Source organism: Cupriavidus alkaliphilus (assembly GCF_014191175.1).
Lineage (GTDB): Bacteria > Pseudomonadota > Gammaproteobacteria > Burkholderiales > Burkholderiaceae > Cupriavidus > Cupriavidus alkaliphilus.
Window position 1 is genome coordinate 446844 of sequence record NZ_JACHWE010000004.1, and the last position, 12339, is coordinate 459182.

The 12339-nt window shown below is 69.0% G+C and carries 10 protein-coding genes and 1 tRNA gene; 7 read left to right on the forward strand and 4 right to left on the reverse strand.

All coding sequences use genetic code 11. The annotated features are described in order from the left end of the window. Window positions 1-32: 32 nt before the first annotated feature. Window positions 33-1070, forward strand: coding sequence for a Fe(3+) ABC transporter substrate-binding protein (locus tag FHX60_RS16900; protein WP_112773565.1), 1038 nt, complete (start codon window positions 33-35; stop codon window positions 1068-1070). Between the two features lie 99 nt (window positions 1071-1169). On the opposite strand, the gene FHX60_RS16905 is transcribed toward FHX60_RS16900, so the two are convergent. Then, entirely contained in the window at window positions 1170-1841 is a 672-nt protein-coding gene (locus tag FHX60_RS16905; RefSeq protein WP_183283984.1) for a hypothetical protein, read from the reverse strand. 106 nt (window positions 1842-1947) lie between these two features. Further along, complete coding sequence (locus tag FHX60_RS16910; protein WP_092308133.1) at window positions 1948-3591, reverse strand: ABC transporter permease; 1644 nt, start codon at window positions 3589-3591, stop codon at window positions 1948-1950. 153 nt (window positions 3592-3744) lie between these two features. Between FHX60_RS16910 and FHX60_RS16915 the strand changes: the two genes are divergently transcribed. The 6 genes from FHX60_RS16915 to FHX60_RS16940 all read left to right on the forward strand — a co-directional run bounded on the left by FHX60_RS16915 (window position 3745) and on the right by FHX60_RS16940 (window position 10081). Next, window positions 3745-4878: an ABC transporter ATP-binding protein gene (locus tag FHX60_RS16915; protein WP_112773901.1), complete on the forward strand. Its 1134-nt coding sequence runs from the start codon at window positions 3745-3747 to the stop codon at window positions 4876-4878. Window positions 4879-4957: 79 nt separating this feature from the next. Further along, a complete protein-coding gene (locus FHX60_RS16920; RefSeq protein WP_092308137.1) occupies window positions 4958-6322 on the forward strand; it encodes a replication-associated recombination protein A in 1365 nt (454 codons plus the stop codon). Between the two features lie 81 nt (window positions 6323-6403). Then, window positions 6404-7708, forward strand: a complete 1305-nt coding sequence (gene serS / locus FHX60_RS16925) for a serine--tRNA ligase (protein ID WP_112773563.1) — start codon at window positions 6404-6406, stop codon at window positions 7706-7708. An 80-nt stretch (window positions 7709-7788) separates the two neighbouring features. Continuing rightward, window positions 7789-7878: transfer RNA gene (locus tag FHX60_RS16930), tRNA-Ser, on the forward strand. Between the two features lie 150 nt (window positions 7879-8028). Further along, the gene (locus FHX60_RS16935; RefSeq protein WP_183283985.1) at window positions 8029-8958 is read left to right on the forward strand and encodes a DUF1653 domain-containing protein; all 930 of its coding nucleotides are present in this window, start codon (window positions 8029-8031) and stop codon (window positions 8956-8958) included. Then, window positions 8951-10081, forward strand: coding sequence for a phosphatase PAP2 family protein (locus FHX60_RS16940; protein ID WP_183283986.1), 1131 nt, complete (start codon window positions 8951-8953; stop codon window positions 10079-10081). Before FHX60_RS16935 ends, FHX60_RS16940 begins: the two co-directional genes overlap by 8 nt. On the opposite strand, the gene paeA is transcribed toward FHX60_RS16940, so the two are convergent. Both paeA and FHX60_RS16950 read right to left on the reverse strand, forming a co-directional pair. Next, complete coding sequence (gene paeA, locus FHX60_RS16945; RefSeq protein WP_112773561.1) at window positions 9963-11282, reverse strand: polyamine export protein PaeA; 1320 nt, start codon at window positions 11280-11282, stop codon at window positions 9963-9965. The two genes, FHX60_RS16940 and paeA, sit on opposite strands and share 119 nt — an antisense overlap. 83 nt (window positions 11283-11365) lie before the next feature. Next, window positions 11366-12331 (reverse strand): LysR substrate-binding domain-containing protein, encoded by a 966-nt coding sequence (locus FHX60_RS16950; protein WP_183283987.1) that lies wholly within the window; start codon window positions 12329-12331, stop codon window positions 11366-11368. Between the last annotated feature and the right edge of the window lie 8 nt (window positions 12332-12339).

Sequence of the window (12339 nt, forward strand, 5' to 3'; positions counted from 1 at the left end):
GGCTGCCCAAACCATGCTGGGGAGCCAACCGCGTGAAAACCACCATCCGAACCTTGCTGCCGCGCGCCGCGGCACTGGCCCTGCTGACGCTGCCGCTTGCCGCAGCGGCCCAGGAGAAGGTACTCAACCTCTACACCGCGCGGCACTACCAGACCGACGAGGCGCTGTACGCCAACTTCACCAAGCAGACCGGCATCAAGATCAACCGCATCGAGGGCCAGGAAGATCCGCTGCTGGAGCGCATCCGCAACGAAGGCGCCAACAGCCCGGCGGACGTGTTCATCACGGTGGATATCGGGCGCCTGTGGCGCGCCCAGCAGGCCGGCGTGTTCGCGCCGGTGAAGTCGAAGGTGCTGGAGTCGCGCATCCCGGCCAACTACCGCGATCCCAATGGCGAGTGGTTCGGCTTCTCGGCACGCGGCCGCGTGATCGCCTACAACAAGGCCGCGGTCAAGTCCGGCGACATTGCCAACTATGAAGACCTGGCCGATCCCAAGTGGAAGGGCAAGATCTGTACGCGTTCCAGCGGCCATGTCTACAACCTGTCGCTGATTTCCAGCCTGATCGCCCACGACGGCGAGGCCCGCACCGAGCAATGGGCGCGCGGCGTTGCCGCCAACCTGGCACGCGTGCCCAAGGGCGGCGATACCGACCAGCTCAAGGCGGTTGCCGCCGGCGAGTGCGACGTGGCCATCGCCAATACCTACTACATCGCGCGCCTGCTGAAGTCGACCAAGCCCGAAGACAAGGCCGTGGCCGACAAGCTGGGCGTGGTGTGGCCCAACCAGTCGAGCCAGGGCGTGCACATGAACGTCTCCGGCGGCGGCATGCTCAAGCACGCGCCGAACAAGGAAGCGGCGGTCAAGTTCCTGGAGTACCTGGCCAGCGACGAGGCGCAGCGCTACTTTGCCGACGGCAACAACGAATGGCCGGTGGTGAAGGGCGTGAAGGTCAGCAACCCCGTGCTGGAAGCGCTGGGCGAGTTCAAGTCCGATGCCATCAATGTGGCCGAGCTGGGCAAGTACCAGCCGCAGGCGCAGAAGCTGGTGGATCGGGCGGGGTTCAAGTAAAGCCGAAGGATTGCCTGGCTCTGCTTTTCTCCCCTCTCCCGCGCGCGGGAGAGGGGACAAACAAGCGGTTGCCAAGTTATCGACTGTCAGACGTCGCTGTCACAGCAAAAACCGCTTGTTCCCCGTCACCTGCGTCGGTTCAACCTTGCGGAACGTCAGCTTGACACTGCTGTTGAGCCGCCGCCCCGCCTGCCTGCGCACCAGCGCCCGGTGCAGCAAGCCCTTGTGGCCGACCGTGCCTTCGGCATAGGGCTGGTCCGAGGTCGAGCCCAGCGCCATCGCCGCCAGCGCCTGGTTGCGCTCCGCGGCGCTCTTCTCCAGCAGCTTGTCCAGCGCCATGCGCGCCCGCACCTGTGCCGCCAGCGCGGTATCGCTGGGGTTGGCGCGGGCGCGGTCGGCATCCCAAGGCAGTTGTACCTTGCCGGCCAGGCGGCGCAGCGCGGCGCGCAGCTCGGCGCCATCCATGCGGGTTTCCTGCACGATCCAGACGGCGTCGTGGCGCACTGCTGCTTCGGCATCGGCCATGCGGCGCACCAGCGCGGGCTGCAGCGCGGGCGTGGAAAATTGCCGCGCGCGGCGGACCGCATTGAGGGCGATGCGGCGTACCTGCGGGTTGGCATGGTCGAACAGGTTGTCGATCACGCGTGCGGCGGTGTCGGGCGAGCCGATCATCTCGGCCAGCTGTCCGGCCAGCGAGACTTCTTCCACGCCGCTCAGCTTGTTGCGGCTGAGCCGGTTCAACTTGAACAGCAGGATGTGATATCGCAGCATAGGCTCTTGTGCGGCGGGCATGCCGCGGGTCGCGCCCGGGCGGAGGCCGGGCCATAAGAGGCTATCGGCGCGAGGCCCGCGCGACTTTAGCGCGCCCGGGGGCGGCTCAGCGCTGCGCCTGGCGGCGGATCGTGCGCGACAGCACGATCACCGGCAGCAACCCGACCGCCACGATCACCAGCGAGGCGGTGGCGGCCTCGGTCAGGCGTTCGTCGGCGGCCAGGTTGTAGGCCTGCACCGCCAGCGTGTCGAAATTGAACGGCCGCATCACGAAGGTGGCCGGCAATTCCTTCATCACGTCGACAAAGACGATCAGCGCGGCGGTCAGCAGGCTGCCGCGCAGCATCGGCAAATGCACGCGCCGCAGCGTGGCCCCGGGGCCATGGCCCAGGCTGCGCGCGGCCGCGTCCATGCTGGGCGTGATCTTGCCCAGCCCGGCGTTGACGGTCTGCAGCGCCACCCCCAGGAAGCGCACCAGCAGCGCGTAGACCAGCGCGGCGATGCCGCCGGTCAGCAGCAGCCCCGCCGAGACCCCGAACTGCTGCTGCAGCCACGCCGACAGCGCATTGTCCAGCCGCGCCACGGGCACCAGCACCCCCACCGCGATGACCGAGCCCGGCAGCGCATAGCCCATGCCGCATACCCGGGTCAGCCCGCGCATCAGCCAGCTGCGCTTGCCGTTGACCGCGCGCGCGGCATAGCCCACCGCCAGCGCGACCGCCACCGCCGCCAGCGCGGTGGCGCTGGCCAGCAGGAAGCTGTTGCGCACCAGGCCGACAAAGCGCGGGCCGAACTGCGCGTCGCCATCGGTAAAGGCCATGCGGCACAGCATCAGCGCGGGCACCACGAAGCCCAGCAGCACCGGCACCAGGCACGCCGCCAGCGCCAGCCAGCCGCGCGCGCCGTCCAGGGTCCAGGCCGCGGCGCGGCGCTGGTTGCCGAACACCTGCGCGCGGCCGCGGCTGGCGCGCTCCATCAGCAGGATGGCGGCGACGAACAGCAGCATGCAGGCGGACAGCTGCGCCGCGGCGTTCTTGTCGCCCAGCGAGAACCATGCGCGGTAGATGCCGGTGGAGAAGGTCGGGATGGCGAAGTAGGCCACGGTGCCGAAGTCCGCCAGTGTTTCCATCATCGCCAGCGCGGTACCGGCGACGATGCCCGGTCGCGCCAGCGGCAGCACCACGCGCCAGAGCCGGCTCCAGGCGCCATGGCCGAGCAGGCGCGCCGCCTCCAGCGTGTTCTGGGTCTGCTGCAGGAAGGCGGCGCGCGCGGTCAGGTAGACGTACGGGTACAGCACCAGCGAGAACAGCGCGATCGCGCCGCCGAGCGAGCGGATCTCGGGAAACCAGTATTCGCGCGCGCGCCAGCCGGTCAGCTCGCGCAGCCAGCCCTGCACCGGGCCGGCGAACTGCAGTGCGTCGGTGTAGGCGTAGGCGATCACATAGGCCGGCATCGCCATCGGCAGCACCAGCGCCCATTCCATCACGGCGTGGCCGGGGAAACGGCAGGTCGAGACCAGCCAGGCGGTGGTCACGCCCAGCAGCAGCACGCCTGCGGCGACGCCGCACAGCAGCCAGACGGTATTGAGCACGTATTCGGCCAGCACCGTGTCGATCAGGTGGCGCCAGGTGTCGCCGGCGGGCAGCAGCACGGCCGAGGCGATCACCAGCACCGGCACGGCGATCAGCAGCGCCATCGCCACGGTGGCCAGGGTCAGGGGGTGGAAGCGGCGGCGGCTGGACAGGAGCATGCGCGGAAACGGTGAGCAAAGTGCCGCCCGCCGGACCTGCGCCTGGCGGCGCGGTGTGCGGGCTGACGCATTCTAGCAATGCCGGCGGCGTCGGGCGCGCGTAGGAAGGTCGAGCAGGGCTGCACGATCACGGCGCGTCCCTATAATGCGCACATGCGAACCGATTCCTATTCACGACTGCTTGACACCCCAGCCCGCAGCCGGCCGGCTACCCGCGCGGATGCGCCGGATGCGGCAGCCCCCGCTCCAGCTGTCATCGAGGTGGAGCGTATCCGTCACGCCTTCGGCCGCCATGCCGTGGTCAAGGGGCTGTCGTTCTCGGTGGCGCGCGGCCATATCGCCTGCCTGCTGGGGCCCAGCGGCTGCGGCAAGACCACGGTGCTGCGGGCGATCGCGGGGTTCGAGCCGCTGCAGGACGGGCGCATCGTGCTGGACGGGCAGACCGTGTCCTCGTCGGGCACGCTGCTGGCGCCGGAGCAGCGCCGCATCGGCATGGTGTTCCAGGACTATGCGCTGTTTCCGCACCTGGACGTGGCGGCCAACGTCGGCTTCGGCCTCACGCGCGCGCGCCGGGCCGAGCGCGCGGCGCGGGTCGACGAGGTGTTGCAGCTGGTCGGCCTGGCCGGCGCCGGCGGCCAGTATCCGCACGAACTGTCCGGCGGCCAGCAGCAGCGCGTCGCGCTGGCACGCGCGCTGGCGCCGCGCCCGGAACTGCTGCTGCTCGACGAGCCGTTCTCCAACCTCGATGTGGACCTGCGCGAACGCCTGAGCCTGGAAGTCCGGTCGATCCTGAAGGCGCAGGGCACTACCGCCATCCTGGTCACGCACGACCAGCACGAAGCCTTCGCCATGGCCGACGAGATCGGCGTGATGCACGACGGCGTGATCGAGCAATGGGGCAGCGCGCACGACCTGTACCACCGCCCGGCGTCGCGCTTCGTCGCGGGCTTTATCGGCCAGGGGGTGCTGATGGCCGGGCGGATGCGTGATGCGGCCCAGATCGAACTGGAACTGGGCCTGCTGCGCCCGGCCGTGCCGCTGGACCTGCCGGCCGGCGCTGCCGTCGACGTGCTGGTGCGTCCCGACGACATCATTCACGACGACGCCAGCCCGATGCGCGCCGAGGTCGTGCACAAGGCCTTCCGCGGCGCCGAGATCCTGTACACGCTGCGCCTGGCCAGCGGCGGCCGCGTGCTGGCGCTGGTGCCCTCGCACCACAACCACGCCGTGGGCGAGCGCATCGGCATCCGCGTCGAGATCGAGGACGTGGTGGCGTTTGCCGCCTGAGCGCGCGCGCAAGCGCTCAGGCGCCGATGGTCTACACTGTGGCGTTCTGCATCTTGCGCACTGACAGGGCCTGACTACCGTGGCGGACACGCTGTTTTCCGAATCTCCCGACCGTTCCCGGCAACCGCTGGCGGAGCGACTGCGCCCCCGCACCATCGACGAGGTGATCGGCCAGCAGCACCTGCTTGGCGCGGGCAAGCCGCTGCGCGTGGCATTCGAGTCGGGCGAGCCGCATTCGATGATCCTGTGGGGGCCGCCCGGCGTGGGCAAGACCACGCTGGCGCGGCTGATGGCGGATGCGTTCGACGCAGAATTCATCGCGCTGTCGGCGGTGCTGTCGGGGGTCAAGGACATCCGCGAGGCGGTCGAGCGCGCCGAGCAGTTCCGCGCCCATGGCCGGCGCACGCTGGTGTTCGTCGACGAGGTGCACCGCTTCAACAAGAGCCAGCAGGACGCGTTCCTGCCGCATGTGGAAAGCGGCCTGTTCACGTTTATCGGCGCTACCACCGAAAATCCTTCGTTCGAGGTCAACGGCGCGTTGCTGTCGCGCGCGGCGGTCTACGTGCTCAAGAGCCTGGACGATGCCGAACTGACCCAGCTGGCGCTGCGCGCCTCCGAGGAACTGGGCGGCATCAGCTGGCAGGATGAAGCGCTGCAGCTGATCGTGGCGTCGGCCGACGGCGACGGCCGCAAGCTGCTGAACAACATCGAGATCGTCGCGCGCGCCGCGCGCAATGCCGGCGCCGCGCAGATCGATACCGCGCTGCTGGGCAGCGCGCTGTCGGAAAACCTGCGCCGTTTCGACAAGGGCGGCGATGCCTTCTACGACCAGATCAGCGCGCTGCACAAGTCGGTGCGCGGCTCGGACCCGGACGCTGCGCTGTACTGGTTCTGCCGCATGATCGATGGCGGCGCCGACCCGCGCTACCTGGCGCGCCGCATTATTCGCATGGCGTGGGAGGATATCGGCCTGGCCGATCCGCGCGCCGCGCGCATCACGCTGGACGCGGCCGAGACCTATGAGCGGCTGGGCTCGCCCGAGGGCGAGCTGGCGCTGGGCCAGGCCCTGATCTATCTGGCGGTCGCGCCCAAGTCCAACGCCGGCTACAACGCCTACAACGCGGCGCGTGCCTTCGTCGCCAAGGACAAGTCGCGCGCGGTGCCGGTGCACCTGCGCAATGCGCCGACCCGGCTGATGAAGGAGCTGGGCTACGGCCACGCCTACCGCTACGCGCATGACGAGCCCGAAGCCTACGCCGCGGGCGAGCATTACTTCCCGGACGACCTGAAGGCGCAGGGCTGGTACCAGCCGGTGCCGCGCGGACTGGAAGGCAAGATCGCCGAGAAGCTGCGTCATCTGCGCGAACTGGACGATGCCTGGCATCGCGAGCAGCGTGCCGCGAAGCCGAAGGACCACGGCAAGGGCGGCAAGACCAGCGAATAGGTTTGCCTGTTTGCTAACGTGGGTGCAGTAAAATGGCGGGTCCGCCGGCATGTCGCTGGCCCTGCACTCCACCTTAGCAACATGCTCGACATCCAGCTGTTCCGCAAAGACATCGACGCCGTGGCGCAACGCCTTGCCACGCGCGGCTTCCAACTCGACGTGGCGGCGTTCCAGGCACTCGAGGCCGAACGCAAGCAACTGCAGACCCAGACCGAGGAACTGCAGGCGCGCCGCAACAGCCTGTCCAAGCAGATCGGCATGCTCAAGGGCAAGGGCGAGGATGCCTCGGCCGTGATGGCGGAAGTGGGCGGCATCGGCGACACGCTCAAGGCCTCGGCCGCGCGGCTCGACGAGATCCAGGCGCATCTGGGCGAACTGATGCTGTCGATTCCCAACCTGCCGCACGAGAGCGTGCCGGTGGGCAACGACGAGACCCAGAACGTCGAGGTGCGCCGCGTCGGCGAGCCACGCCAGTTCGACTTTGCCGTGCGCGACCACGTTGACGTGGGCGAGAAGCTGGGGCTGGATTTCGACACCGCGGTCAAGGTCACCGGTTCGCGCTTCTCGATGCTGCGCGGCGGCATGGCGCGCCTGCATCGCGCGCTGGTGCAGCTGATGCTCGAAACCCATACGCAGGAACACGGCTACACCGAGATGTACGTGCCGTACATCGTCAACGCCGCGTCGATGCGCGGCACCGGGCAGCTGCCCAAGTTCGAGGAAGACCTGTTCAAGGTGCCGCGCAAGGTGGGTAGCGAGGAAGGCGAGCGCATCGAGAACTTCTACCTGATCCCGACCGCCGAGGTGCCGTTGACCAATATCGTGCGCGACGCCATCGTCGCCGGCGAAAAGCTGCCGCTGCGCTTCGTCGCGCATACGCCGTGCTTCCGCTCGGAAGCGGGCTCGTACGGCAAGGACACGCGCGGCATGATCCGCCAGCACCAGTTCGACAAGGTCGAGATGGTGCAGATCGTTCCGGCCGCGCAATCGTTCGACGCGCTGGAAGAACTGACCGGCCACGCCGAGGCGATCCTGAAGAAGCTGGAACTGCCGTTCCGCACCATCGTGCTGTGCACCGGCGACATGGGCTTCGGCAGCACCAAGACCTATGACCTCGAAGTGTGGATCCCGGCGCAGAACACCTACCGCGAGATCAGCTCGTGCTCGAACATGGGCGACTTCCAGGCGCGCCGGATGCAGGCGCGCATGCGCGCGGGGCAGGGCAAGCCGGAACTGGTGCACACGCTGAACGGCTCGGGCCTGGCCGTGGGCCGCACGCTGGTGGCGATCCTGGAGAACTACCAGAACGCCGACGGCTCGGTCACGGTGCCGGCCGCGCTGCAGCCGTACATGGGCGGCGTCACCCGCCTGGAACCGGAGCTGTAAAAAATCTGTTGTCGGCCTCTTGCACTGGCCGGCGCCGTGTGGCTATAATCTTGGTTTCGCCACACGGCAAAGCAGTTACCGGAGAGGTGGCAGAGTGGTCGAATGTACCTGACTCGAAATCAGGCGTACCGGCGACGGTACCGTGGGTTCGAATCCCACCCTCTCCGCCATGACAAGAAGCTGCCCGGTCTCGACCACCGGACAGGCAACAACAGTGTAGTAAAGCTCAGGCCGACGCCCACGAAAGTGCGCGTCGGTTTTGTTTTTTCGGCGGCCGGTTTTGTGCTGCGGGCACGGCACGCGCCGGCTGGTGCACTATCATGGCGATCCGCCACGCAGGATGCCGCACCATGACCCAGCCTCCCGACAATCCAGCCGCCGCACCGGCCTTTCACGGCGATCCGTCCGAACTGCCGGCCGATCCCGATCTTGTCTACGGCATGCCCTACCGGCACTACAAGGGCGGCGCCTATACGGCGGTAGGCATCGGGCGCTTCGAGGCCGACCTGGCGCCGGTGGTGGTCTACCGCGCCATGCGCGATCCGTCGCTGCTGTGGGTGCGCCGCGCCGATGTGTTCAGCGAACCGGTGGCCACGCCCCAGGGCGCGGTGCCGCGCTTCGCGCCCGACTGGCCCGCGGCCCTGGCCTGCCTGGATTTCCTGCCGCGCCAGGCGGTGCTCGATGTGCTGTCGCTGCACGACACGCCGTACCGCCGCTACCACGACCGCCGCCATATCCTGGAGATGTTCGAGGCCGCCCATGCACGCGGCGTGATGCTGGAGCGCGCGCAGGCGCTGGCGGTGCTATGCCATGACGCGGTCTATGTGCCAGGCTGCGAGCACAACGAAGCCGCCTCGGCCGCCATGATCGATTCCGTGGCGCCAGATGAGGCGCGCGCGGTGCTGGAGCGTGCCGCGCAGATCGTGCTCGATACGCGCGGCCATCGACCCAGCTGCGCGGGCGCGGACACCGTGCTCGATCTCGACCTGCTCAGGCTGGCCGCGCCGCCGGATGTGTTCGACAGCCACAGCCAGGACGTCTTCGCCGAGAACCGCGCCTTGCTGGCCGCGCGCACCGGCTTGCAGGGCGATGCGCTGTGGGCCGAGTTCATGCGCCGCCGCGCCGCATTCCTGAGCCAGCTGGCGCGGCGCCCGCAACTGTTCCTGACCGCGCCCTTCGCCGACTGCGAGGCGCCGGCCCGCGCCAATATCGCGCGCAGCGTGGCCGCGGCGGAGGCGGCCGGTGACTGACGCGCCGGCGCGCGCGAGCGAGCTGGTCCAGGCCTGGCTTACGCCGGGCACGGCGCTGGGGCTGCTTGCGCTGTTCACGCTGGTGACGTTGCTGCTGCTGAGCCTGGTGCCGCTGCTGGTGGCGCTGTTGCGGCCCGTGGTGCACTGGCTGGACCGCTGGCGCGTGTGGGGTGCCGGCGCGCTGTCGTCACGCGTGGCGGAGCGGCCGCGGCGGCTGGGCGCGCTTACGCTGCGCGTGCTCGAGCGCGACGTGGCCGAGCTGCTGCTGGTGCTGCTGGCCGGCGCCGTGCTGCTGGCCAGCGGCAGCGCGCTGTTCTGGCTGGCCGGCGAGGTCGCGGAGAATGCCGACGTGGTGCGCCTCGACCAGCAGGTGTACGCGGGCCTGCGCGCCTTGCGCAGCGACTGGCTCGACGTGGCGATGGTGGCCGTGACCGAGCTCGGCGGCGGTCGTATTTCCGTGGCGGTGGGCGTGGCGGTGTTCGCGTGGCTGTGCTGGCGCCGGGCCTGGATCGTGGCGCTGTACTGGGCCGCCGCGCTGCTCGGCGCGCGCGCCTGCGTGATGGCACTCAAGCTGGGCATGGCGCGCGTGCGGCCGGCCAGCATCTACAGCGGCCTGGAATCGTATTCCTTCCCCAGTGGCCACGCCACCAGCAGCATGGTCACCTACGGCTTCCTGGCCTTCCTGATGTGCCTGCGCCAGCCGTGGCGCGTGCGCATTCCGGTGCTGGCACTGACCGTGGTGGCGGTGGCGGCGATCGGCGTGTCGCGGCTGTACCTGGGCATGCACTGGCTGTCCGACGTGGCCGCGGGCTATGCGCTCGGGCTGGCGTGGATCGCGCTGCTGGGCACGGCCTACGGCACGCTGCACGGGCCGGCGCCGCAGGGCTCGGTGGCGCCGTCGCGGCTCGGTGTGGTGGCGGCGGTTGCAGTGGTGGCGGCGTTCGGCTACGTGGCGTGGTTCCGGCTGCCGGATACGCTCGAGCGCTATCGCCAGGCCGGCGCTGCTACGCTGGCGTCGCAGCCGCGCCAGCCTCTGGTGCTGGCGGCAGGCGCGACACCAGCAGCTGGTCGATCTTGTGATGGTCGATGTCCAGCACTTCGAAGCGATGGCCCGCCACGGTGATCGACTCGGACTTCTTCGGGATGCGCTTGAGCGCATAGATCACCAGCCCGGCCGCGGTATCGACGTAATCCTCGCCGGGCAGGGTGTCGAGCTCCAGCGCCTTCTTCAGGTCGACCAGCGGGGTCAGGCCATCGACCAGCCACGAGCTGTCGTCACGCCGCACGATCTGCTCGTCTTCGCTCGAATAGAGAATGTCGCCCATCAGCGCGCCGACGATGTCGTCCAGCGTGACGATGCCCACCACCAGCCCGTACTCGTTCATGACCACGGCAAAGCTCTGGTGCATCTCGCGGAAGCGTGTCAGCGACTCGGACAGGGTCAGCGTGTCGGGAATCACCAGCACATTCTTGTCGTGGTAGCGGCCGATATTGCCCATCACCGCGGCGCTTTCATCGGCCAGCAGCAGCTGCAGGATGTCCTTGGAATCGATATAGCCCTGCACGTCGTCCAGGTCGTGCCCGCACACCGGGTATTGTGCGTGCGGCTGGTTGACCAGCTTGCGGCGCACGCTGTCGGCGGGCTCGTCCAGGCTCAGGTAGACCACCTCGTCGCGCGGCGTCATGATCGCGGTGATGCCCTTGAAGTCGAGTTCGAACACGTTCTCGATCAGGTGCAGCTCATGCTTGTGCAGCACGCCGGCCTCGGCGCCGGCATCGACCATCGCGGCGATGTCCTCGGTGGTGATCTGGTCCACCGGCTTGGTCGGCAGCCGCATCAAGCGCAGCATGGCATCGGCGGCGGCGTTGAAGACCCACACCAGCGGCCTGAGCACGCGCAGCAGCGTCAGCATCGGGTCGATCACGGCCAGCGCGCAGGCCTCGGGAAAGGTCATGGCGATGCGCTTGGGGATCAGGTCGGCGAACTGGATGAACAGCAGCGTCACGATCAGGAACGAGCCGATATTCGCGGCGCGCTGCGCGTGCACCACCTGCATGTAGGGCGACAGCGCTTCGAGCAGCAGGTCGGACACATGCTTCTCGCCCAGGATACCGGCCAGGATGGCGACGCTGTTGACCCCGATCTGCACGATGGTGAAGAAGTTCCCGGGCTCTTCCTTGAGCAGCAGCACGCGCGTGGCGCGGCCGTCGCCGCGTTCGGACAGCACTTGCAACTTGGTGCGGCGGGCAGCGGTCAGCGCGATCTCGGAGATCGAGAAAAAGGCGCTGACAAGGACGAGCAGGATCAGGGTCAGGACGAACATAGGCAGGGTTGCGCTGGCAGGTTGTGCCTGCAGGCGGCTTGATGATGGTGCACGGCGCGCGCGGCTGTCAATCTGTGCTCCCGTCAGTCGCGGCGCCTGGCGGGGGCGGCGTCGAAGCTTGCCGTCGGCACTTCCAGCCGCTGCGGCAGCGTTGCCGCCAGCGTCGCGGCGGCCTGCGCGAACTGGTCGCGCAGGTCGTCGGCCAGGCTTGAGCCGGCGCGGTGGCTGGCGCGCAGCATCTGGATCTCGAACGGCAGCACCGGCACCACGTCATGCAGCGCGACGCGCGCCGCGCTGGCGCTGAGCGCGGTGTACTGGTCCAGCAGGGTCATGCCCAGGCCGGCGTCGACCAGCGCCAGCGCCAGCGAGTAGGTCTGCACCTCCAGCGTCGAGCGCGGTTCCAGCGCGTGCCGGGCCAGTGTCTGGCGCACCAGCAGGCCGAGCGAGCTGTTGTCGTCATAGCCGATGAAGGCGCGCTCCATCAGCCGCTGCATCGGCACCATGCGGCGGCGCCCGCCGGCGGGCAGCGGCTGCGCGCGCGGCACCGCCAGCAGCATGCGGCCGCTCGCCACCGGCTCGCTCGAGATGGCCTCGTGGCGGGGCGGGGCGAAGGCAAAGCCCAGGTCGATCTGGTTGGCCAGCAGCGCGCCGACGATCTCGTCGGTATGGTGCGTCAGCACCTGCACCTGGGTGTCGGGGTGGCGCGCGCAGAAGCTGCGCACCGCCGGCACCAGCAGCGGGTTGGCCAGGCTCGGCGTGGCGGCCACGCGCAGCCGGCCCGCCCCCTTGTGGCGCAGGCTTTCCGAGACCCGGCGCACGCGTTCGATCTCTCCATATAGCCTTTCGACATCCCCATACAGCGCGTTGGCCTCGGGCGTTGCCTGCAGCCGTCCGCGCACCCGCTCGAACAGGCGGAAGCCGAGCGAGGCCTCGGCATGCTGCAGCACGCGCGTGACCACCGGCTGCGACACGTGCAGCAGGCGCGCGGCCTCGCTGACGGTGCCGGTCAGCATCACGGCGCGGAATACTTCGATCTGGCGCAGGCGCATGGCATCTG